This window comes from Streptomyces sp. NPDC001068, from assembly GCF_042897315.1.
In the GTDB taxonomy this organism is placed as follows: Bacteria; Actinomycetota; Actinomycetes; order Streptomycetales; family Streptomycetaceae; genus Streptomyces.
Map to the genome: position 1 here is coordinate 334,892 of NZ_JBIAYD010000003.1, position 20,317 is coordinate 355,208.

A 20,317-nucleotide genomic window follows, 5' to 3' on the forward strand; every position below is an offset into this window, starting at 1 on the left:
GCGAAGGAGCCTGCCCATGTCGATGATCCGCGATCTCCGTGCCGTGGTCCGTCCGACCCGTCCCTCCCAGCGCAAGAGCCTGCGCGTCGAGACCGGCGCCTACGACACCACCCGCGACCCCGGTACGCCGTCGGCCGTCGTCGACTGCGCCGTCTACCGGGACGGCGCCCGCGTGGAGACGCCGAGGCCGCTGACCCCGCAGGAGGCGATGCGCCAGGTGCGCCGGGACGGCGGGTTCGTGTGGATCGGCCTGCACGAGCCGACCGAGGCCGAATTCGCCGGGATCGCGGCCGAGTTCGGGCTGCACCCGCTTGCCGTCGAGGACGCCGTACAGGCCCACCAGCGCCCCAAGCTGGAGCGCTACGACGACTCCCTCTTCACCGTCTTCAAGACCATCCACTACGTCGAGCACGACCGGCTCACGGCCAACAGCGAGGTCGTGGAGACCGGTGAGGTGATGTGCTTCACCGGCCGGGACTTCTTCATCACCGTCCGGCACGGCGGTCAGGGCTCGCTGCGGGCGCTGCGGCACCGGCTCCAGGACGACCCCGAGCTGCTCGCCAAGGGCCCCTCGGCGGTGCTGCACGCCATCGCCGACCACGTCGTCGACGGCTATGTCGCGGTCGCCGACGCCGTGCAGGACGACATCGACGAGGTGGAGACCGAGGTCTTCTCGCCCGGCCGCAAGGGCGGGGTCTCGCGTGGTGTGGACTCGGCGCGCATCTACCAACTCAAGCGTGAGGTGCTGGAGTTCAAGCGGGCGGTGTCGCCGCTGCTGCGTCCCATGCAGCTGCTCAGCGAGCGCCCGATGCGGCTGGTCGACCCCGACATCCAGAAGTACTTCCGGGACGTCGCCGACCACCTCGCCCGCGTCCAGGAACAGGTCGTCGGCTTCGACGAACTCCTCAACTCCATCCTCCAGGCCAACCTCGCGCAGGCGTCCGTGGCGCAGAACGAGGACATGCGGAAGATCACGTCCTGGGCCGCGATCATCGCCGTACCGACGATGGTGTGCGGGGTGTACGGCATGAACTTCAAGTACATGCCCGAGACGCACTGGCGGTACGGCTACCCGGTGATCATGGGCATCACCATGGTCATCTGCTTCGGCATCCACCGCACCCTGAAGCGCAACGGCTGGCTCTAGGCTGCCGCCATGACACCTCAGCCGCTCGACCGGGCCCTCGTCGAGGAGGCCACGAAGAAGTCCGGCCTCGTCTGGGTCCGGGGCGCCGGGGCGCCGGTCGCGCGTCCGGTCTGGCACGCCTGGGCCGACGGGGCCCTGTGCCTGGTCGGGGACGGGAGCGAGCAGCCGCTGCCCGGACTGGCCGACGGCGGGTCGGCCGAGGTGACCGTCCGCAGCAAGGACAAGGGCGGCCGGCTGGTCACCTGGACGGCGGCGGTCGCTGAGCTGCCCGCCCGCTCCCCCGAGTGGGACGCGGCGGTGGCGGAGCTGAAGGGCAAACGGCTCAACGCGCCCGACGGCGAGGCCATGACGGACCGCTGGGCCGGGGAGTGCAGGGTGCTGCTGCTGCGCCCGACGGGAGCGACGGAGCCGCTGCCGACGGGCAGTCTGGCACAGGCTCCGGTGCCGTCCCCGGCGACGACCAGGAACCCGGTCCCGGCCGCGCTGCCGAAGCTCCTCGCCCGGCGCCGCGGACGCAAGTAGCCGGGCGCCGCCCGCCGTTACGACGCGGGCAGCTGTTTGCCGTAGTCGACCGTGTCGCCCTTCCCGGGCTCGGTGACGCTGAAGGACCTGCCCCAGTCCGTGAAGGTGAGCGTGCCGGCCCCGCCGGCCCGCTCCAGGCGCAGCGGATAGGGCTTGCCGGACAGCGAGACGTCCAGCGTGCCGCCGGAGCCGCCGTCGCCGGCGATGCGGATGGTGGGAGTCCCCGACTGTTCGTGGTGACCGGCGGTCGACAGGGAGCCGTGCAGGGTCAGCAGTCCCGACAGGAGGAGGTCCTTGTCCGTGAACCCGCTGAACTTCTTGTACGACGGGTCGCCCTGCGGAACCTTCACGTACTTGCCGTCGAGGGTGCCGGCCGCGCTCGTGTCGTCGCCGCCGGTGTGGTTCCAGAAGTCCGCGTCGGCCTGCAGGTACAGCGTCCGGCCCACCCGGAGCAGATGAAAGGTCGAGCCCTTCGAGGTGACCGACCCGGTGCCGCCGTCCGCGTTCAGGCGCATGTCCAGCTGGTACGTGCGGCCGCTGGTGACCACCGTGCCCGCCATCCGCACCGTCGCCACCGACGTCGCCGCCGCACGGGTCTTCGCCTGGATGACGTCCGGGGCGAGCTTGCCCACTCCGTTCGTGCCCGCGTCCGGATCCTCACTGCACGCGGTGAGGAGGGCCAGCGCGCACACCGCGGTCACCAGTACGGCACGGCGAGTACGGCGTGGGCCGGGAGCAATCGCGGTCACCGACGGGGCCACCTTTCTGACGGGTCCGGCACGGCGTACCGCAGCGTACCGGTGCCCCGGCCGCCCGGCGGAGCCAGTCCGTCCGGACCTTCCACCAGGGCGTATCCCATCGGTACGGGCTAGCCTGAACCCCACCGAGCAGGCGAAGGAGACAGGAAAGCGGCAAAGCGGTTCCCCGGTCGACGAAGAAGGCGAAACCATGGCAGCCGGCGCACCCCGGATCTTCGTGTCGCACCTCGCCGGCATCGCCGTCTTCGATCCCACAGGCGACCAGGTGGGCCGCGTCAGGGACCTCGTCGTCATACTGCGGGTCGGCCGCAAGCCCCCGCGGCTGCTCGGCATGGTCGTCGAACTCTCCACCCGGCGCCGCGTCTTCCTGCCCATGACCCGGGTGACGAGCATCGAGTCCGGCCAGGTCATCACCACCGGCGTGCTCAACGTGCGGCGCTTCGAGCAGCGGCCCACCGAGCGCCTGGTCTTCGGGGAGCTCCTCGACCGCCGCGTCCGGCTGGTCGACACCGGCGAGGAGGTCACCGTGCTGGACCTCGGCGCCCAGCAGCGGTCGGCCCGCCGGGAGTGGGAGGTCGACCGGGTCTTCGTCCGCAAGGGCCGCACCGGCACCTTCCGGCGCACCAGGGGCGAGTCGCTCACCGTCGAGTGGTCGCAGGTCACCGGGTTCTCCCTGGAGGAGCACGGCCAGGGCGCCGAGAGCCTGCTCGCCACCTTCGAGCAGCTGCGGGCCGCCGACCTCGCCAACGTCCTGCACCACCTGTCCGCCAAGCGGCGCGCCGAGGTGGCCGCCGCGCTGGACGACGACCGCCTCGCCGACGTGCTCGAGGAGCTTCCCGAGGACGACCAGATCGAGATCCTCGGCAAGCTCAAGGAGGAACGGGCCGCGGACGTGCTGGAGGCCATGGACCCGGACGACGCGGCCGACCTGCTCGCCGACCTCCCCGAGGAGGACAAGGAGCGGCTGCTGAGCCTCATGCAGCCGGCCGACGCGGCCGAGATGCGGCGGCTGATGTCGTACGAGGAGCACACGGCCGGCGGGCTGATGACGACGGAGCCGATCGTGATGCGGCCCGACTCCACCGTGGCCGACGCGCTGGCCCGGGTCCGCAACCCCGACCTGTCGCCGGCCCTCGCCGCCCAGGTCTACGTCTGCCGCCCGCCCGACGAGACGCCGACCGGCAAGTACCTGGGCGCCGTCCACTTCCAGCGCCTGCTGCGCGACCCCCCGTACACCCTGGTCAGTTCGCTCGTCGACGACGACCTGCAACCGCTCGACCCCGACGCCACCCTGCCGATCATCGCCGGGTTCTTCGCCACGTACGACATGGTCGCGGCGCCCGTGGTGGACGAGACCGGTTCGCTGCTGGGTGCGGTGACGGTGGACGACGTCCTGGACCACATGCTGCCCGAGGACTGGCGGGAGACCGAGTTCCACCTGGACGAGGAGGAGCGGGAGCGGGAGAAGGGGGCGGGGGCCCATGGCACCTGAACGCGAGGGCGCCCGGGAGCGCACACCGTCGGGCGCCACCGCGGCCACCCGGCCGCGCGGGCGCCGTCTGGACCAGCCACGGCCGCCCAGACGGCGGATCGTGCCCGAGTGGGACCCGGAGGCCTTCGGCCGGCTCTCCGAACGCATCGCGCGCTTCCTGGGCACCGGGCGGTTCATCGTCTGGATGACGATCGTGATCATCGTCTGGGTGCTGTGGAACATCTCGGCACCCGGAGGACTGCGGTTCGACGAGTACCCGTTCATCTTCCTGACCCTGGCCCTGTCCCTCCAGGCCTCCTACGCGGCCCCGCTGATCCTGCTCGCGCAGAACAGGCAGGACGACCGCGACCGGGTCAACCTCGAACAGGACCGCAAGCAGAACGAGCGGTCCATCGCCGACACCGAGTACCTCACCCGGGAGATCGCCGCGCTGCGGATGGGTCTGGGCGAGGTGGCGACCCGGGACTGGATCCGTTCCGAGCTCCAGGACCTGCTCAGGGACCTGGACGAGCGGCGCGACGAGCATGGCGCATACGGCGTATTCCCGGCGGAACGGTCGGCCAGGCGTGACGTAGAAGACCGGTGAGGGGCGTTATAGGGGCCCCGCGCGTCGCCGTACCATCGTCTGTATGGCTAGCGAAGACGCGGTGCGCGAGGCACTGGCGACGGTGAACGACCCGGAGATCAACCGACCCATCACCGAGCTGGGGATGGTCAAATCGGTGGAGATCGGGGAGGACGGCGCGGTCGCGGTCACCGTGTACCTGACGGTCTCCGGCTGCCCCATGCGGGACACGATCACCCAGCGCGTCACCGACGCGGTCTCCCGGGTGGACGGCGTCACCCGGGTCGACGTCACCCTGGACGTGATGAGCGACGAGCAGCGCAAGGAGCTGGCGTCCGCGCTGCGCGGCGGTCAGACCGAGCGGGAGGTGCCGTTCGCCAAGCCGGGCAGCCTGACCCGCGTCTACGCGGTCGCCTCCGGCAAGGGCGGTGTCGGCAAGTCCTCGGTGACGGTCAACCTCGCCGCCGCGATGGCCGCCGACGGCCTCAAGGTCGGCGTCGTCGACGCCGACATCTACGGGCACAGCGTGCCGCGCATGCTCGGCGCGGACGGCCGTCCCACCCAGGTCGAGAACATGATCATGCCGCCGTCGGCGAACGGCGTGAAGGTCATCTCGATCGGCATGTTCACCCCCGGCAACGCCCCGGTGGTCTGGCGCGGCCCGATGCTGCACCGCGCCCTCCAGCAGTTCCTCGCCGACGTCTACTGGGGCGACCTCGACGTCCTGCTGCTCGACCTCCCGCCCGGCACCGGTGACATCGCCATCTCCGTCGCCCAGCTGGTCCCGAACGCCGAGATCCTCGTGGTGACGACGCCTCAGCAGGCGGCCGCGGAGGTCGCCGAGCGAGCCGGCTCGATCGCGGTCCAGACCCACCAGAAGATCGTCGGCGTGGTCGAGAACATGTCCGGCCTGCCCTGTCCGCACTGTGGCGAGATGGTCGACGTCTTCGGCACCGGCGGCGGCCAGACGGTCGCCGACGGCCTCACCCGTACGACGGGGGCGACCGTCCCGGTCCTCGGCAGCATCCCGATCGACGTCCGCCTGCGCGAGGGCGGCGACGAGGGCAAGCCGGTCGTCCTGACCGACCCGGACAGCCCGGCGGGCGCGGCGCTGCGCGGCATCGCCGGCAAGCTGGGCGGCCGGCAGCGCGGCCTGTCGGGCATGTCCCTGGGCATCACCCCGCGCAACAAGTTCTAGGGGAACCCTCCCCCGCCCCCTCGGGGGCGGGGGGAACCGCGCGAACGGCCACGACGTACCTGCGGTCGCACACGCACCGCGACCCCTGCGGCGAAGGGGCGCCACAAACCGTCGGCGCCCCTTTCCTCACGCGTACTCGGCGACGTCCTTGACCACCGCGAACCCGAGGCCGTACGCCGACATGCCCCGGCCGTAGGCCCCCACGTGCACGCCCTGCGACGTGGACCCGGCGAGCACCCACCCGAACTCCGACTCCCGGTAGTGGAACGGCGTGGCCACCCCGTCCACCGGCAGCGACAGCGTCGACCACTCCGGCCCGCTCAGCTCGTCGGCCAGTTCCCACGCCGTCTCGGTCTGCTGGTCAAGCCAGTCGTCCCGCAGGCTGTGGTCCATCTGCCCCGGCCAGGTGAAGGACAGCAGCCCGACCCCGGCCAGCCACGCGGCCGACGACACCGACGTCGCCTCCAGCAGTCCCGTGCCGTCGGCGCTCCGGCGCGAGGGATTCGCCGCGACGGTCACCACCACCGCGAACTTCTCCCGCGGCTCCCCGGCGGACGCGGCCAGGTGCTCGTTGCGCACCGACGGCTCGTCGCCGTGCCCGATCGAACCGTGCTCCACGGCACCGTCGGCCGCCGCACCCACCTGCATCAGCCAGCGCGGCCCCGTGAACGCCTCGTCGAGGCCGTACCAGGGGAAGGGCGCCGCCAGGTAGCCGTCGACCGTGCGCCGGGCGGAGAGGACCTGCTGTCCGTTCTCCACGACCGGCGTCTGTTCGCCCACCCGACTTGTCGTCTCCATCTGCCCGGACGCCTCCTAGCTCTCGTCGGTCCGGGGCGGCCCGCCCCCCTTCGGGCGCACTCGTCCGGTCCGCACAACAACTCGGCAGCATATCCACACCGCTGGGACCAGCAGCGAAACCGCCCGCCGCGTGGGTCGCGCGGGCGGCCGGATCAAGCCGTGAGCAGCGCACCCGCGCTATGAAACGCGTCACGTGCGCCGCTCGGGCAGGAGTGTCGGGCGCGGCTCAGGTGGCGTCCGCGTCGAACGGCGGACGGTCCTCCGGGCCGGCGTCCTCGGGCTTCTTGGTCATGTCGATCCGTCCGCCGCCGGAGCCCGCGGAGCCGCTGCCCGTGGCAGGGGAGGCGTCGGTCTCGCGGCTGTGCACCGCCTCCGTGACCTCGGCCATCTCCTTCTTCAGGTCGAAGCCGTTGCGGATCTCCTTCAGCCCCAGCTCTTCGCTGTCCAGGTGCTTGCGGACGAAGTTCTTGGGGTTGAGGTCCTCGAACTCGAAGTCCTTGAACTCCGGACCCAGTTCCTCGCGGATGTCGGCCTTGGCGCTCTCCGAGAACTCCCGGATCTTGCGGATGGTCCGCATCACGTCCTGGATGACCTTCGGGAGCTTGTCCGGACCGAAGACGAGCACGGCGAGCACGACGATGGTCGCCAGCTCGAGTGGTCCTATGTCATTGAACACCTGAAGCTCCTTGCGATGTCCTCGGTCCTCGGCCCTCCGGTCGCTGATGCGGTTGTTCCGTGGTCCGGGCCGGGTCCACGGTACCCGGCGTACCTGTCCGACCGGTACCGTCCCAAGGTGTCCGACTGCGCGTGTACGACCGGTTTTCCCGGTTGTTTGCCTAGTCGGAGGCATGGGGTGGTGCCGCCTGTGACGTTTCTGTCAGTTCCTGTACGACGTGCCGGGGTCATGGCCGTCGGACGCGCGGTGGGGGTCAGCGGGCCGCTCGGGAGGAGGCGGAGGGCTCCGAGGGCGCGGAGGTCGTGTCGGGGACGGGTGCGGCGAGCAGGGCGGCGCCGGTCGCCTCGGGGGCGCCGGTCCACGAGGTGAGGGTGAACGGCGGGTTGGCGGTCAGCGGTCGTATCAGCGGGGAGACGGCGGCCGCGCCGGCCAGGACGGGCGCGGTCAGCTCGCGCAGCGTCTTCCCGCCCGCGCCCTGGGCGGGCATCCCGGGCAGCAGCGGCGCGGAGACCGAGGTGGGTGCCGCGGTCGTGGTGGAGCCGAGCAGGCTGCCGGACGAAAGCAGCGGGGTCAGGGAGCGGCGGCGCTGGGACTCGGCGGTGCCGGCGGTACCGGTGCCCGCCGCGCCGGCCGGGGCGACGCTGCCGCCGCCGGTGCCGCGCGCGTCGGCGGACGGGGAGCCTGGCAGGCCGGCGGTGACCCCGCCGAGGGCGACGGCGGCCAGGGAGACCGCGCCGGCCGCGACGAACGCGAACCGCATGCTCCGCGAGGCGGAGCGGTCGGTGTCGGGGCGGCCGACCGGGTGGATGCGGAAACCCCGCTCGGCGGTCGCGGCCGGGTCGTGCGGGAGGGCCGGGACGTAGCCGAACTCGAAGCGGTCGTCCCGGCTCATGCCGAAGGCCCCGCTGTCGGACCGGCGCCCCGGAGGACCACCTCCGCCGAACGGCGAACCGTCGGTGTCGCCGCCCCCGGGCAGCCCCTGGAGGCGGGCCAGGAAGCTCTCGGAGGGCGGCGGCGGGGCGGCTTCGGCGAAGACGCTCTTCAGGGCCCGCTGGGCGTCGGCCTCGGCCTTGCACCTGGCGCAGGTCGCCAGGTGGGCCAGGACGCGCTCACGCGAGTCGTGCCCGAGTTCTCCGTCCACGAGGGCGGAGAGCCGGTCTCCCAGGTGCTGTTCTGCGAGCTGTCGCTCGGCGGGTTTCGGTCGTGAACCAGTCACGCGGACGCGCCCCCTCCTCCCAGTGCGGGAACACGGGGCACGAAGGAGCGGCGCTCGGCCCTGCGGGCTTCCGGGGAACGGTGCGCGAGGGCCTTGCGCAGCTGGGAGCGGCCACGGTGGATCCGGGAGCGGACCGTACCGAGCTTCACGCCGAGGGTCGCGGCGATCTCCTCGTACGACAGTCCCTCGATGTCGCACAGGACGACGGCGGCGCGGAACTCGGGCGCGAGGGTGTCCAGGGCCTGCTGTACGTCGGCGTCGAAGTGCGCGTCGTTGAACGCCTGGGACGGGGTGGGCTCCCGGCTGGGCAGGCGCTCGGCCGCGTCGTCACCGAGGGCGTCGAAGCGGATGCGCTGCTTGCGCCGGACCATGTCGAGGAACAGGTTGGTCGTGATGCGGTGCAGCCAGCCCTCGAAGGTGCCCGGCGAGTACGTCGACAGGGAGCGGAAGACACGGACGAAGACCTCCTGGGTGAGGTCCTCGGCGTCGTGCTGGTTGCCGGTGAGACGGTAGGCCAGGCGGTAGACGCGACCGCTGTGCGTGCTGACGATCTCCTCCCACGTGGGCGGAGTCCATGCCTGCCCGTCCGCGTCGGTGGAGAAGGTCGCGGTCCGGTCCTCGCCCGTGGCGAGCGCGTCGGCGTGGCTGGGGTCAGCAGCGGTGTCGTTCACGGATTTCGGCCTGCCCGCCGATCCGAGGAAGCGCCTCAGCACTCCTCCCCGATCCCCGGGTACGGCCGCACCTCCCCTGTCGGCTCTGGTGGTGTCCAGTGGAGCCCCTACCATAGCCACCTCGCCCGTTAGCACCGGATAAGCGGTTTTACGAGAATTTGATCTCTGCACGTACGGCTCGTCGGGCCGCGTCGGCGGCTGCTCGACCGCCGTCCCGTCATCGTGATCCATTCGTGTCCCCCCGCCCTGTCTTCCATCCCTCTAAACGCCTGGTCCCATCTGCGGGTTCCCGGCACCAACGGATACAGTCACGCCCAGGCAACCACGGGGACAGGAGAGGGTCATTACCGGCAACCGGCAGACGAGCTGGGCGTTCGCCGACGCCTTTGTCGCCGAGGACGAAGCGCTGCGGTGGGCCCGTGACCGGGCCCGCGACGCAGGGCTGCGCTCGGTGTCGCCCGGCACGGGTGCCGCGCTGCGACTGCTCGCCGCCTCCGTGGACGCCAAGGCCGTCGCCGAGATCGGCACCGGGTGCGGGGTCTCCGGGATGCATCTGCTGCACGGGATGCGCGCGGACGGTGTGCTGACGACCGTCGACCCCGAGCCGGAGCACCAGCAGTTCGCCCGGCAGGCCTTCCGCGCCTGCGGCTTCGCCAGCAACCGGGCCCGCTTCATCCCCGGCCGCGCCCTCGACGTACTCCCCCGTCTCGCGGACGCGGGCTACGACCTGGTCTTCTGCGACGGCGACCGGCAGGAGTACTCGGACTATCTCGCTGAATCGTTGCGCCTGCTGCGCCCCGGTGGCCTGGTGGTCTTCGAGGGCGTCTTCGCCAACGGCCGCACCGTCGACTCGGGCCCGCAGCCCACCGAGGTGCTGCGGCTGCGCGAGTTGCTGCGCACGGTCCGGGAGAGCCCGGAGCTGTTGCCGTCGCTGCTGCCGGTGGGCGACGGGCTGCTCTGCGCCGTCAAGCGCTGACCCGCCGGGGAAGGGCCGGGCGGGTACGGCGCCGCCCCGGCACCTCATACGATGCCGGGGCGGCCGAAAGGGTGTGGTCGCTGACGCCTCAGACGACGACGTTCTTTAGGGCGTCGGCGAGCGCCGCGGCCTCGTCAGGGGTCAGCTCGACGACGAGCCGACCGCCGCCTTCGAGCGGAACGCGCATGACGATGCCCCGCCCCTCTTTGGTCACCTCGAGCGGGCCATCACCCGTTCGCGGCTTCATGGCCGCCATGCTGGTTCCCCTTCCTGAAAACAGCTCATCGTCTGCCGACGGCCCACGAGGGCACGCGCGATCCTGGCGGGACACGCGGCACCGGCATCGAACACATTGCTTCCAAGCCATTATCCCGCATCTCAGGACCCGATGACCAACATCAGTCGGCATCGCTTGGGCAACGCGCGCGAGCAAAACCACCCAATTCGGCGATGTGACTGCGATACTGCGCCCGCCTCACGTCCTTACGCCGCCCGAGTCGGCTCCGGTTTTGTTTGACGCAGGTCACACGACGGGTCCGGTCCCCCGGCGATGATCTCCGCCATGCTGTCCTTCGGACGCAGACGTACCGAGCGGTAGGTCTGCCGCGACGACGGAGACGACGGAGGGGACGCACCATGACCGACACCGTGCTCTACGAGGTGGGCGACGGGCTCGCGACGATCACGCTGAACCGCCCCGAGGCGATGAACGCGCTGAACATCGCCGCGAAGGTGGCGCTCCGGGAGGCCGCGCAGGAGGCGGCGGCCGACCGGGCCGTGCGGGCGATCCTGCTGACGGCCGCCGGGGACCGGGCGTTCTGCGTGGGCCAGGACCTCAAGGAACACATCACGCTGCTCGCCTCGGACCGGGAGACGGGCGCGGGGCGGACGATGACGACGGTCCGGGAGCACTACAACCCGATCGTCCGGGCGCTGGCCGGGGCGGCGAAGCCGGTGGTGGCCGCGGTGAACGGCGTCGCCGCCGGTGCCGGTCTCGGGTTCGCACTGGCCGCGGACTACCGCGTGGTCGCCGACACCGCCGCGTTCAACACGTCGTTCGCCGGGGTCGCGCTGACCGCGGACTCCGGGGTGTCCTGGACGCTGCCCCGGGTGGTGGGGCCGGGCCGCGCCGCCGACCTGCTGCTCTTCCCGCGGAGCATCAGCGCGCAGGACGCGTACGAGCTGGGCATCGCGAACAGGGTCGTGCCCGCCGCGGACCTGCGGGCCGAGGGCGAGAAGGTCGCGCGGAAGCTGGCCGAGGGCCCGACGGTGGCGTACGCGGCGCTGAAGGAGGCGGTGGCCTTCGGACTCACGCACTCCCTGGACGAGACGCTGGACAAGGAGGACGAGCTGCAGGCGCGGGCCGGCGCCTCCGAGGACCACGGCATCGCCGTGCAGGCGTTCGTGAACAAGGAGAAGCCGAAATATCTGGGCCGGTGATCCCCGGGGGGCTGAGTCGCCGTTGCGGACCGCGGGCGCGTGGGGGCTGGTCGCGGAGTTCCTCCCTCCGGCGCCCCTAAAGCGGGCGGCGACTCACGCATGTTTCCAGGTGGTCGTCGACCAACCCGCACGCCTGCATCAGGGCGTACGCCGTCGTCGGGCCGATGAAGCGCAGCCCCCGCTTCTTCAGCGCCTTGGACAGGGCCGTCGACTCGGCGGTCACCGGTGCCACGTCGGCCGTGGTCCGCGGCGCCGGATACGTGCCCGGCGCCGGGGCGAACGACCAGATCAGCTCGTCCAGCTCGCCCGGTGACCACTGCGCCAGCACCTTCGCGTTGGCCATCGTCGCGTCGATCTTCGCCCTGTTGCGGATGATGCCGGGGTCGGCCAGCAGCCGGTCCCGGTCCTCGTCCGTGAAGGCGGCGACCTTCTCGATGCGGAAGCCGGCGAAGGCGGCCCGGAAGCCGGGGCGGCGGCGCAGGATCGTGATCCAGGAGAGTCCCGACTGGAAGGCCTCCAGGCTGAGGCGTTCGTAGAGGGCGTCGTCGCCGTGGACCGGGCGGCCCCACTCCTCGTCGTGGTACGCCACGTAGTCCTCCGTGGACAGCGCCCAGGGGCAGCGCAGTCCGCCGTCCCGCCCGGCCACGGCCGCGCCGGCGGTCACGTCGTCGGTCACGTCGGCAAGGCCCTCCGCGCCGGTCGGGTCGGTCACGGCCGGTCCTCCGGTGCGGGCTTGTCCAGCGAGGGGTGCGCGGCGTGCGGACGGGCCTGGGCGCCGGCCAGCGTGGACTCCAGGTCGGCGATCCGGGCGTCGCGCTCCGCGAGTTCGGCGCCGAGCCGGCTGAGGGCGTCGTCGACGTCCGCCATGCGGTAGCCGCGCGGGGCGAGCGGGAAGCGCAGGCTCTCCACGTCCGCGCGGTTCACCGGGCGGTCCGGGGGCAGCGGGTCCTGGAGCCGCTCGGGTGCCACGTCGGCCAGCGGGGCGCTCTCGCCGCCGCTCACCACGGAGAGCGTGACCGCGGCGACCACGACCGCGAGCGCGACGACCAGGAACAGGAACATAACCATCGCGGTGGCCCCCAGGCTCGATGAACTCGATGAAGCTCGGTGCGTACTCGTGGTGCGAGTGCGCCTAGTGTGCTCGGTGTCGAATGTGTCTGTGTCCGATCGTGCCATGCGAGTCTGACAGCCAGGGGCGCAGGCGGTCGTACCGAGGGACTCACTACGAGAGGTCACAGGCGATGCTCAGGCTGGGCAGGCGGGAATTCGCGCCGCACGAACCGGTGATCATGGCCATCGTGAACCGGACACCGGACTCCTTCTACGACCAGGGGGCGACCTTCCTGGACGAACCCGCCCTCGCGCGCGTGGAGCGGGCGATCGCCGAGGGGGCCGCGATCGTCGACATCGGCGGGGTGAAGGCCGGCCCCGGCGGGGAGGTCACCGCCGAGGAGGAGGCACGGCGGACCGTCGGATTCGTCGCCGAGGTGCGCCGGCGGTTCCCGGAGGTCGTGATCAGCGTGGACACCTGGCGCGCCTCGGTGGCGGAGGCCGTCTGCGAGGCCGGCGCGGATCTTCTGAACGACGCCTGGGGCGGGGTCGATCCGGGACTGGCGGAGGTCGCGGCACGGTACCGGGTGGGGCTGGTGTGCACGCACGCGGGCGGGGCCCGGCCGCGGACGCGGCCGCACCGGGTGACGTACGACGACGTGATGGCCGACATCCTGCGGGTGACCGTGGACCTGGCCGAGCGGGCCGTCGCACTGGGGGTGCCCCGGGATTCGGTGATGATCGATCCCGGTCACGACTTCGGGAAGAACACCCGGCACAGCCTGGAGGCGACGCGGCGGCTGGGCGAGATGGCCGCGACGGGGTGGCCGGTGCTGGTCTCCCTGTCCAACAAGGACTTCGTCGGCGAGACGCTGGACCGCCCGGTGAAGGAACGGCTGATCGGCACCCTGGCGACGACCGCGGTGTCGGCGTGGCTGGGGGCGCAGGTGTACCGCGTCCACGAGGTGGCGGAGACCCGCCAGGTGCTCGACATGGTCGCCTCGATCGCGGGCCACCGGCCCCCGGCGGTCGCCCGGCGCGGCCTGGCGTGACGGCCCGGCCCGCGCCTGCCGCCCGCCCGCCCGCCCGCCTGCCGGTGGGCCGAGCGGCGCGGGAGCCGGGTGGGCGGGCGGGCGCGACCGGTGTCAGCGGGCCGCTTCCTTGGAGACCAGGGCCACCGCCTCGTTCACGTCGTCCGTCACGTGGAACAGCATGAGGTCCTTCTCCGAGGCCTTGCCCTGGGCCACCAGGGTGTTGCGGAGCCAGTCGACCAGGCCGCCCCAGTACGCGCTGCCGAACAGCACGATCGGGAAGCGGGTGACCTTCTGCGTCTGGACGAGGGTGAGCGCCTCGAAGAGCTCGTCGAGGGTGCCGAGACCACCGGGCAGCACCACGAAGCCCTGCGCGTACTTGACGAACATCATCTTCCGCACGAAGAAGTAGCGGAAGTTCAGGCCGATGTCGACGTAGGGGTTCAGGCCCTGTTCGAAGGGCAGCTCGATGCCGAGGCCGACCGAGACGCCGCCCGCCTCCAGGGCGCCCTTGTTGGCCGCCTCCATCGCGCCGGGCCCGCCGCCGGTGATGACCGCCCAGCCGGCCTCGACCAGGCCCCGGCCCAGCTGCACGCCCGCGTCGTACTCCGGCGAGTCCACCGGGGTCCGGGCCGAGCCGAACACGCTGATCGCGGCCGGGAGTTCGGCGAGCGTGCCGAAGCCCTCGATGAACTCCGACTGGATGCGCAGCACCCGCCAGGGGTCCGTGTGGACCCAGTCGGAGGGGCCGCCCGCGTCGAGCAGGCGCTGGTCCGTCGTGCTCGCGGTCACCTGGCCGCGCCGTCGGAGGACCGGTCCGAGGCGCTGCTCGTCCGGTGGCACCTTCTTACCCTCGGGGTTCCCGGTAGGCATATGCGCGCTCCCTCCGCTTGCAGGTGTTTCCGCCCCAGCGTAGATCCACCCCGGTTACCGGCGCGGGACGTCGGCATGTCCGGTGCGCAGCGCCGCCGTGTGGCTCAGCGGGTCAGCCAGGCCCGCAGCCGCTCCTCACCCGCCAGGATCTTGGCTGTTTCGACCCTTTCATCCCTTTTGTGCGCCAAATGCGGGTTGCCGGGCCCGTAGTTCACCGCCGGGATGCCGAGAGCGGAGAACCGGGAGACGTCGGTCCAGCCGTACTTGGGCATCGGGGTACCGCCGACCGCCTCGATGAAGGCCGCCGCGGCCGGGTGCGCCAGGCCGGGCAGCGCACCGGGGCTGTGGTCGTCGACCACGAACTCCTCGACCCCGCAGCCGGCGAAGACCTCGCGGACGTGCGCGAGGGCCTCCGCCTCGGAACGGTCGGGGGCGTACCGGAAGTTGACCGTGACCACGCACTCGTCGGGGATGACGTTGCCGGCCACCCCGCCCGAGACGCCGACCGCGTTGAGCCCCTCGCGGTACTCCAGGCCGTCGATGACCGGGTACCGCGGCTCGTAGGCGGCGAGCCGGGCGAGGATCGGGGCGGCCGCGTGGATCGCGTTGGAACCCATCCAGGAGCGCGCGGAGTGGGCCCGCTCCCCCGTGGTCCTCAGCAGGACGCGCAGGGTGCCCTGGCAGCCTCCCTCGACCTCGCCGTCGGACGGTTCGAGCAGGACCGCGAAGTCACCCGCCAGCCACTCCGGGTGCGCCTCGGCGACGTGCCGGAGGCCGTTGAGGTGGGCGGCGACCTCCTCGTTGTCGTAGAAGACGAAGGTCAGGTCGCGGTTGGGGGCGGGGACGGTGGCCGCGACGCGCAGCTGGACGGCGACGCCGGACTTCATGTCACAGGTGCCGCAGCCCCACAGCACGCCGTCCTCGTCGAGCCGGGACGGCACGTTGTCCGCGATCGGGACGGTGTCGATGTGGCCCGCCAGGATCACGCGCTCGGAGCGGCCCAGGTCCGTCCGGGCGATCACGTTGTTGCCGTACCGGTCGACCGTCAGGTGCGGCAGGCCGCGCAGCGCGTCCTCGATCGCGTCCGCCAGCGGCTTCTCGGTGCCGCTCTCCGAGGGGAAGTCGACGAGTCGCGCGGTCAGCGCGGCCGCGTCCAGCGTGAGGTCAAGCGAGGTGTCGGCCATGGCCCCGACCCTAGCGCGCGGCACCGCAGAAACGGTTTCACAGGCTTCGGCACCCAGGGGTGTGCGGCTCGTACTCTCCAGTATGTTGTACGCGTGCCAGAGCCGTCCCCCACCCGCCCCACGCGTCGCCGCCGTGCCCTGCGTTTCGTGTCGGGTCTGTTCATCCTGTGCGCCGTCGCGGCCTATCTCGTCGTCCAGTACGTCACCGGCGGCGGTGGCGCCGAGGGCTGCAAGGTCGTCTCGGGCCGAAGCGGCGGCCAGTCGTACGAGTTCACGCCCGACCAGGCGGTGAACGCGGCGACGATCGCCGCCGTCGGCACCGGGCGCGGCATGCCCGAGCGGGCCGTGGCCATCGCCCTGGCGACTGCGATCCAGGAGTCGGGGCTGGTCAACATCCAGCACGGCGACCGGGATTCGCTGGGCCTGTTCCAGCAGCGGCCCTCGCAGGGCTGGGGCACCGAGAAGCAGATCCTGGACCCGGCCTACGCGGCGGGCATGTTCTACGCCCACCTGGCCAAGGTCCCGCACTACGAGACCCTGCCCCTGACGGTCGCCGCGCAGCGCGTGCAGCGCAGCGGGTATCCCGAGGCGTACGCCAAGCACGAGAACGACGCCACGGTGCTCGCGGCGGCCCTGACCGGGCAGGCGGCGGCCACGCTGACCTGCGACGGGCGCCCGGCCGCCGTCACCGAGGCGACGGCGGTCGGTCCGGACGCGGTACGGACCGCGCTGGTACGGGACTTCGGGCGGGACGCGGTCGAGGAGGCCGGCGCGGAGGTGAACGGCTCCTCCGCGAGCTCCCCGACGCCGACGCCCAGCGTGACCGCGACGGCGCACGGGCGGACCGTGACCGTGCCGGTGCCGGACGGCGGGAAGACCGACAGGTCCGGACGGACCGAGAGCGAGCGCGGCTGGCAGCTGGCGCACTGGGCGGTGGCCAACTCCTCCGCGCTGCACATCCAGCGGGTGTCGTACGCCGGCCGGGAGTGGTTCGCCGGGAGCACCGACAGCCAGTGGCGGCCGACGGCGGCCGGCAACCGGAGTACGAGCGGCGCGGAGAAGTCCGCGGGATCGGTGCGGATCGTCACCGGGCAGTAGTTCGGGGTTTCACTCCGTCGGGTCGGCCGGGGCCGGCCCGGTCGGTGCCCTGCACAGGTTTCCACGCAGCCGCGCGCCGCTGCGTGGAACCCGTTGCGAGCAGGGGGGTGTAAGGATTCTTCGGATCACGGCGAGGTCTCGCCCCGGGCACTCTTTGCCCGTTTTTATCCACACCCGATAATGCGATGCGTTATCAATTCTTTACCCAGCGTCTCCGCAACCTTCGTGGGCTTCGAGCGGTAGTCACGGCGATCAGCTTCCCTCCCGTCGAATGGAGCACCATGTCCCTCCCTCTGACCCGTCGGATCGCCCGTGCCGCGCTGCTCGTCGCAGCGGGAGCGGCTGCCGGGGTTGGTGCGGCCGGCTCCGCCGGCGCGGCCCCGAACCTGCCCGCCGGTACCCCGAACCTGGGTGGTCTGACCGCGCTGGACGGAGCGAGCGTCGGCAACACCGCCGACAGCGCGGCGCAGAACGTCACCGGCACCGTCGGCCACACCGGCGGCCGGACCGTCGAGTCGGCGCTTCCGGCCGCCGGCCGGACCGGCGGCAAGGCCGTCAAGGTGGCGGCCCCGGTGGTGCAGCACGCCGCCGGTGACGCGGCCGGCTCCGCCGGCGGGCTGCTCGGCGAGACGGCGGCCACCGCGACGAAGGGCGGCCTGCCGACGCAGGGGCTCACCAAGGGCGGGCTGCCGGCGCAGGGCCTCGCCAAGGGCGGCCTGCCGGTCAAGGGCCTGCCGATCGGCGGCTGACGCCACGGCACAGGCGATGCGAGAAGGGACCCGGGGAGGCGCGCCCCCCGGGTCCCTTCTCGTCGTGTCACGTGCCCGTCACGCGTCACGCGCCCGCCGTGTGTCACGTGCGCCGTGCGTCACGTGCGGGCCGGTGAAAGTCGCGCGGGCGGCGCGGCCGCACGTCGACGCGGCCCCGCCCCTACGCGGCGAGTCGCGCCACCGCCGCCTGGACGCGCTCGTCCGTCGCGGTCAGCGCCACGCGCACGAAGTTCTCGCCCGCCTGGCCGTAGAAGTCGCCCGGTGCCACCAGGATGCCCAGTTCGGCGAGGTGGGCCACCGTCTGCCAGCAGGGCTCGTCCCTCGTCGACCACAGGTACAGGCTCGCCTCGCTGTGTTCGACGCGGAAGCCGTGCCCTTCCAGCGCCGCGCGCAGCAGGCCGCGGCGGGAGGCGTAGCGCTCGCGCTGTTCCCGGACGTGGGTGTCGTCGGACAGGGCCGCCACCACCGCCGCCTGCGTGGGCGCCGACGTCATCATGCCGCCGTGCTTGCGGATCTCCAGGAGGGGCCCGAGCACCGCCGGGTCACCGGCCAGGAAGGCCGCGCGGTAGCCCGCCAGGTTGGACCGCTTGGAGAGCGAGTGGACGGCCACGACGCCGTCGTAGGAGCCGCCGTTCACGTCCGGGTGCAGCACCGAGACCGGGTCCGCCTCCCAGCCCAGTTCGAGGTAGCACTCGTCGGAGAAGACCAGGACGCCGTGGGCGCGGGCCCAGGCGACGATCTCCGCCAGTTCCCGGGCCGGCAGGACCCGGCCCGTCGGGTTGGAAGGGGAGTTCAGCCACAGGAGCTTCAGGTTCGCCGGGTCCAGCTCCCGCGGGTCCTCGTAGACCTCGTGCTCCGCCCTGGCCAGCCGGGCGCCGACCTCGTAGGTGGGGTAGGCGAGGCGCGGGTAGGCGACCTTGTCCCCGGGGCCGAGGCCCAACTGGGTGGGGAGCCAGGCGACGAGTTCCTTGGATCCGACGATCGGCAGGACGTGGCGGTGGGTGACGTCACGGGCGCCCAGCCGGCGCTCGACCCACCCGGTGATCGCGTCGCGCAGCGCCGGGGTGCCCCAGACCGTGGGGTAGCCGGGCGAGTCCGCCGCGTCGATCAGGGCCTTCTGGATCAGATCGGGGACCGGGTCCACCGGGGTGCCGACCGAGAGGTCGACGATGCCGTCCGGGTGCGCCGCGGCCGTCTTTCTGTACGGCTCCAGCTTGTCCCAGGGGAAGACGGGCAGGCGGTCGGAGACTGCGGACACGGTTTCTGGCTCACTTTCCTCGGTACGGCAAACGCCTCGGCCCCGCAGGCGCCGATCGGATGCGATCAGGCCGTACGGGACCGAGGCGGCACGGTGGTGCGGCGGGCCGCCTGCGGCTTACTCGGCCTGCGGGGGCAGCGCGGCGACGAAGGGGTGGTCGCGCTCGATCAGGCCCAGCTTGCTGGCGCCGCCGGGAGAGCCGAGCTCGTCGAAGAACTCGACGTTGGCCTTGTAGTAGTCCTTCCACTCCTCCGGAGTGTCGTCCTCGTAGAAGATCGCCTCGACCGGGCAGACCGGCTCGCAGGCACCACAGTCAACGCATTCGTCCGGGTGGATGTACAAGGACCGCTGGCCCTCGTAGATGCAGTCGACCGGGCACTCCTCGATGCACGCCTTGTCCTTCACGTCGACACAAGGCTGCGCGATGACGTAGGTCACGCTGTCGTTCCTCCTCGATTGGGCGCCGGCGGGCCTCCGTAGGCTCCGCCGCCTGGCGCGCGGGAGCGCGGCGTCGTCGATGCCCGCACCTAGTATCTCCGTTCTCGGGCATGATCCGAACAGGAGGGGTGAACTGACCAGTGGAAATCTCGGCCGCAGGACGCTTCGAGGTCCGTATCACCGCCGCTGACGTGGGCAAACGGGTCTCTGTGCGCCGTTTGGCCGGAAATGGCCCTACCGGGGAGAAGTTCACCGACACGGTGGGTGTTCTCACATCATGGGACGACGCCGACACGCTGACGATCACCCGGCGGGACGGCCTCACCGTCCGCGTACCGCGGTCCTCGCTGGTGGCCGCCAAGGTGGTGCCGGCCGCCCCGGCGCGCCGGCGGGGACCGGCGGCGACGTACCGGGAACTCGCGCGTGTCACCGCGCGCGGCTGGCCGTCGCCGGAGAGCGGACGGCTCGGCGAGTGGGAGCTGCGGGCCGCCGGCGGGTTCACCAGGCGGGCCAACAGCGTGCTGCCGCTGGGCGATCCCGGGATGCCGCTCGACCCGGCCCTGGACGCCGTACGGCGGTGGTACGCCGAACGGGGGCTGCCCGCGTACGTGCAGATCGCGACCGGTGCCGAGGGCACGCAGGAGCCGCTCGCCGCGGAGCTGGAGCGGCGCGGCTGGGTGCGTGAGGTGAGTGCCGAGCTCTGGACCGGGGCGACGGCGCCGGTCGCGGACCGGGCGGAGGGTGCCGGGGTGGTGCTCTCCCGGACGGCCGACGAGGCCTGGCTGGCCCGCTACCAGCGCAAGGGGGTCACCGAGGTGGCCCTGCGCGTGCTGACCGGAGGACCCTCCGTGTGGTTCGCGACCGTGCCCGGCGAAGACGCCCCGGCGGCGATCGGGCGGCTGGTGGTCGACGGCCGGTGGGCCGGGTTCGCCGCCGTCGAGGTGGATCCGGCGCTCCGCCGCCGGGGGCTGGCCGGGGAGGTCATGGCCGCGCTCGCCCGGCGGGCGCTGGAGGAGGGCGCGTCGGCGGCCTGGCTCCAGGTCGAGGCGGACAACACGGCGGCACGGGCGCTGTACACGGGGCTGGGGTTCGGGGCGCACCACGCCTACCACCACTACAGGGCACCGGAGGCGGACGGCCGCTGAGGCCGCCGCGC

The 20,317-nt window shown here is 72.2% G+C and carries 23 protein-coding genes; 11 read left to right on the forward strand and 12 right to left on the reverse strand.

The features are described from left to right. Window positions 1–16: 16 nt before the first annotated feature. Both ACFY3I_RS10930 and ACFY3I_RS10935 read left to right on the forward strand, forming a co-directional pair. Window positions 17–1,147 (forward strand): magnesium and cobalt transport protein CorA, encoded by a 1,131-nt coding sequence (locus tag ACFY3I_RS10930; RefSeq protein WP_365295873.1) that lies wholly within the window; start codon window positions 17–19, stop codon window positions 1,145–1,147. Window positions 1,148–1,156: 9 nt separating this feature from the next. Continuing rightward, window positions 1,157–1,669 carry a hypothetical protein gene (locus ACFY3I_RS10935; protein WP_390860309.1) on the forward strand — a complete coding sequence of 171 codons (513 nt, stop codon included), beginning with the start codon at window positions 1,157–1,159 and terminating at the stop codon, window positions 1,667–1,669. A gap of 17 nt (window positions 1,670–1,686) precedes the next feature. On the opposite strand, the gene ACFY3I_RS10940 is transcribed toward ACFY3I_RS10935, so the two are convergent. After that, window positions 1,687–2,418 (reverse strand): hypothetical protein, encoded by a 732-nt coding sequence (locus tag ACFY3I_RS10940; protein WP_390860310.1) that lies wholly within the window; start codon window positions 2,416–2,418, stop codon window positions 1,687–1,689. Between the two features lie 199 nt (window positions 2,419–2,617). Here ACFY3I_RS10940 and ACFY3I_RS10945 point away from each other — a divergent pair, with 199 nt between their 5' ends. The 3 genes from ACFY3I_RS10945 to ACFY3I_RS10955 are packed head-to-tail and all read left to right on the forward strand — an operon-like array spanning window position 2,618 to window position 5,682. Further along, window positions 2,618–3,919 (forward strand): magnesium transporter MgtE N-terminal domain-containing protein, encoded by a 1,302-nt coding sequence (locus ACFY3I_RS10945; RefSeq protein ID WP_390860311.1) that lies wholly within the window; start codon window positions 2,618–2,620, stop codon window positions 3,917–3,919. Continuing rightward, on the forward strand, window positions 3,909–4,505 hold the full coding sequence (locus tag ACFY3I_RS10950) for a DUF1003 domain-containing protein (RefSeq protein WP_390860312.1): 597 nt from the start codon (window positions 3,909–3,911) through the stop codon (window positions 4,503–4,505). The genes ACFY3I_RS10945 and ACFY3I_RS10950 overlap by 11 nt, the downstream gene beginning before the upstream one ends. A 43-nt stretch (window positions 4,506–4,548) precedes the next feature. Continuing rightward, window positions 4,549–5,682 carry an Mrp/NBP35 family ATP-binding protein gene (locus ACFY3I_RS10955; protein WP_365295863.1) on the forward strand — a complete coding sequence of 378 codons (1,134 nt, stop codon included), beginning with the start codon at window positions 4,549–4,551 and terminating at the stop codon, window positions 5,680–5,682. A 126-nt stretch (window positions 5,683–5,808) separates the two neighbouring features. Here the strand turns inward: ACFY3I_RS10955 and ACFY3I_RS10960 are convergent, their stop codons facing one another. The 4 genes from ACFY3I_RS10960 to sigE all read right to left on the reverse strand — a co-directional run bounded on the left by ACFY3I_RS10960 (window position 5,809) and on the right by sigE (window position 9,085). Beyond that, window positions 5,809–6,480, reverse strand: a complete 672-nt coding sequence (locus tag ACFY3I_RS10960; protein WP_390860313.1) for a hypothetical protein — start codon at window positions 6,478–6,480, stop codon at window positions 5,809–5,811. Window positions 6,481–6,706: 226 nt separating this feature from the next. After that, entirely contained in the window at window positions 6,707–7,156 is a 450-nt protein-coding gene (locus tag ACFY3I_RS10965) for a sec-independent translocase (protein WP_365295860.1), read from the reverse strand. Window positions 7,157–7,409: 253 nt separating this feature from the next. Then, window positions 7,410–8,372 carry an anti-sigma factor family protein gene (locus tag ACFY3I_RS10970; RefSeq protein ID WP_390860314.1) on the reverse strand — a complete coding sequence of 321 codons (963 nt, stop codon included), beginning with the start codon at window positions 8,370–8,372 and terminating at the stop codon, window positions 7,410–7,412. Further along, a complete protein-coding gene (sigE, locus tag ACFY3I_RS10975) occupies window positions 8,369–9,085 on the reverse strand; it encodes an RNA polymerase sigma factor SigE (protein ID WP_365295856.1) in 717 nt (238 codons plus the stop codon). Before sigE ends, ACFY3I_RS10970 begins: the two co-directional genes overlap by 4 nt. 235 nt (window positions 9,086–9,320) lie before the next feature. Here sigE and ACFY3I_RS10980 point away from each other — a divergent pair, with 235 nt between their 5' ends. Then, window positions 9,321–10,019, forward strand: a complete 699-nt coding sequence (locus tag ACFY3I_RS10980; protein ID WP_365295899.1) for an O-methyltransferase — start codon at window positions 9,321–9,323, stop codon at window positions 10,017–10,019. 88 nt (window positions 10,020–10,107) lie between these two features. On the opposite strand, the gene ACFY3I_RS10985 is transcribed toward ACFY3I_RS10980, so the two are convergent. Beyond that, complete coding sequence (locus tag ACFY3I_RS10985; protein ID WP_004950282.1) at window positions 10,108–10,275, reverse strand: DUF3117 domain-containing protein; 168 nt, start codon at window positions 10,273–10,275, stop codon at window positions 10,108–10,110. A gap of 380 nt (window positions 10,276–10,655) precedes the next feature. Between ACFY3I_RS10985 and ACFY3I_RS10990 the strand changes: the two genes are divergently transcribed. Further along, complete coding sequence (locus ACFY3I_RS10990) at window positions 10,656–11,459, forward strand: enoyl-CoA hydratase-related protein (RefSeq protein ID WP_365295854.1); 804 nt, start codon at window positions 10,656–10,658, stop codon at window positions 11,457–11,459. A 76-nt stretch (window positions 11,460–11,535) separates the two neighbouring features. On the opposite strand, the gene ACFY3I_RS10995 is transcribed toward ACFY3I_RS10990, so the two are convergent. Next, window positions 11,536–12,123, reverse strand: coding sequence for a DNA-3-methyladenine glycosylase I (locus ACFY3I_RS10995; RefSeq protein ID WP_390860507.1), 588 nt, complete (start codon window positions 12,121–12,123; stop codon window positions 11,536–11,538). 44 nt (window positions 12,124–12,167) lie between these two features. After that, window positions 12,168–12,527, reverse strand: a complete 360-nt coding sequence (locus ACFY3I_RS11000) for a DivIVA domain-containing protein (protein WP_365295852.1) — start codon at window positions 12,525–12,527, stop codon at window positions 12,168–12,170. 173 nt (window positions 12,528–12,700) lie between these two features. Here ACFY3I_RS11000 and folP point away from each other — a divergent pair, with 173 nt between their 5' ends. Then, window positions 12,701–13,561, forward strand: coding sequence for a dihydropteroate synthase (folP, locus tag ACFY3I_RS11005; protein WP_390860315.1), 861 nt, complete (start codon window positions 12,701–12,703; stop codon window positions 13,559–13,561). 93 nt (window positions 13,562–13,654) lie between these two features. On the opposite strand, the gene ACFY3I_RS11010 is transcribed toward folP, so the two are convergent. Continuing rightward, window positions 13,655–14,413 carry a TIGR00730 family Rossman fold protein gene (locus ACFY3I_RS11010; RefSeq protein WP_390860316.1) on the reverse strand — a complete coding sequence of 253 codons (759 nt, stop codon included), beginning with the start codon at window positions 14,411–14,413 and terminating at the stop codon, window positions 13,655–13,657. Between the two features lie 104 nt (window positions 14,414–14,517). Next, a complete protein-coding gene (gene dapE, locus ACFY3I_RS11015) occupies window positions 14,518–15,597 on the reverse strand; it encodes a succinyl-diaminopimelate desuccinylase (protein WP_365295846.1) in 1,080 nt (359 codons plus the stop codon). Between the two features lie 93 nt (window positions 15,598–15,690). Between dapE and ACFY3I_RS11020 the strand changes: the two genes are divergently transcribed. Continuing rightward, a complete protein-coding gene (locus ACFY3I_RS11020; RefSeq protein ID WP_390860317.1) occupies window positions 15,691–16,695 on the forward strand; it encodes a heavy metal transporter in 1,005 nt (334 codons plus the stop codon). Window positions 16,696–16,976: 281 nt separating this feature from the next. Further along, a complete protein-coding gene (locus tag ACFY3I_RS11025; protein ID WP_365295842.1) occupies window positions 16,977–17,444 on the forward strand; it encodes an ATP-binding protein in 468 nt (155 codons plus the stop codon). A gap of 181 nt (window positions 17,445–17,625) precedes the next feature. Here ACFY3I_RS11025 and ACFY3I_RS11030 read toward each other — a convergent pair whose 3' ends face one another. Both ACFY3I_RS11030 and fdxA read right to left on the reverse strand, forming a co-directional pair. Then, window positions 17,626–18,723 carry a bifunctional succinyldiaminopimelate transaminase/glutamate-prephenate aminotransferase gene (locus tag ACFY3I_RS11030; RefSeq protein ID WP_390860318.1) on the reverse strand — a complete coding sequence of 366 codons (1,098 nt, stop codon included), beginning with the start codon at window positions 18,721–18,723 and terminating at the stop codon, window positions 17,626–17,628. Window positions 18,724–18,840: 117 nt separating this feature from the next. Next, window positions 18,841–19,161 carry a ferredoxin gene (gene fdxA / locus ACFY3I_RS11035; protein WP_007495984.1) on the reverse strand — a complete coding sequence of 107 codons (321 nt, stop codon included), beginning with the start codon at window positions 19,159–19,161 and terminating at the stop codon, window positions 18,841–18,843. A gap of 140 nt (window positions 19,162–19,301) precedes the next feature. Between fdxA and ACFY3I_RS11040 the strand changes: the two genes are divergently transcribed. Beyond that, window positions 19,302–20,306, forward strand: a complete 1,005-nt coding sequence (locus tag ACFY3I_RS11040) for a GNAT family N-acetyltransferase (RefSeq protein ID WP_390860319.1) — start codon at window positions 19,302–19,304, stop codon at window positions 20,304–20,306. The last annotated feature ends 11 nt before the right edge of the window (window positions 20,307–20,317 follow it).

Excerpts from the sequence above, each read along its gene's own strand:
- ACFY3I_RS10930 (WP_365295873.1), top strand. The coding sequence starts at position 17 with ATGTCGATGATCCGCGATCTCCGTGCCGTGGTCCGTCCGACCCGTCCC.
- ACFY3I_RS10935 (WP_390860309.1), top strand. The coding sequence starts at position 1,157 with ATGACACCTCAGCCGCTCGACCGGGCCCTCGTCGAGGAGGCCACGAAG.
- ACFY3I_RS10945 (WP_390860311.1), top strand. The coding sequence starts at position 2,618 with ATGGCAGCCGGCGCACCCCGGATCTTCGTGTCGCACCTCGCCGGCATC.
- ACFY3I_RS10950 (WP_390860312.1), top strand. The coding sequence starts at position 3,909 with ATGGCACCTGAACGCGAGGGCGCCCGGGAGCGCACACCGTCGGGCGCC.
- ACFY3I_RS10955 (WP_365295863.1), top strand. The coding sequence starts at position 4,549 with ATGGCTAGCGAAGACGCGGTGCGCGAGGCACTGGCGACGGTGAACGAC.
- ACFY3I_RS10960 (WP_390860313.1), bottom strand. The coding sequence starts at position 6,480 with ATGGAGACGACAAGTCGGGTGGGCGAACAGACGCCGGTCGTGGAGAAC.
- ACFY3I_RS10985 (WP_004950282.1), bottom strand. The coding sequence starts at position 10,275 with ATGGCGGCCATGAAGCCGCGAACGGGTGATGGCCCGCTCGAGGTGACC.
- ACFY3I_RS10990 (WP_365295854.1), top strand. The coding sequence starts at position 10,656 with ATGACCGACACCGTGCTCTACGAGGTGGGCGACGGGCTCGCGACGATC.
- ACFY3I_RS11000 (WP_365295852.1), bottom strand. The coding sequence starts at position 12,527 with ATGGTTATGTTCCTGTTCCTGGTCGTCGCGCTCGCGGTCGTGGTCGCC.
- folP (WP_390860315.1), top strand. The coding sequence starts at position 12,701 with ATGCTCAGGCTGGGCAGGCGGGAATTCGCGCCGCACGAACCGGTGATC.
- ACFY3I_RS11010 (WP_390860316.1), bottom strand. The coding sequence starts at position 14,413 with ATGCCTACCGGGAACCCCGAGGGTAAGAAGGTGCCACCGGACGAGCAG.
- dapE (WP_365295846.1), bottom strand. The coding sequence starts at position 15,597 with ATGGCCGACACCTCGCTTGACCTCACGCTGGACGCGGCCGCGCTGACC.
- ACFY3I_RS11025 (WP_365295842.1), top strand. The coding sequence starts at position 16,977 with ATGTCCCTCCCTCTGACCCGTCGGATCGCCCGTGCCGCGCTGCTCGTC.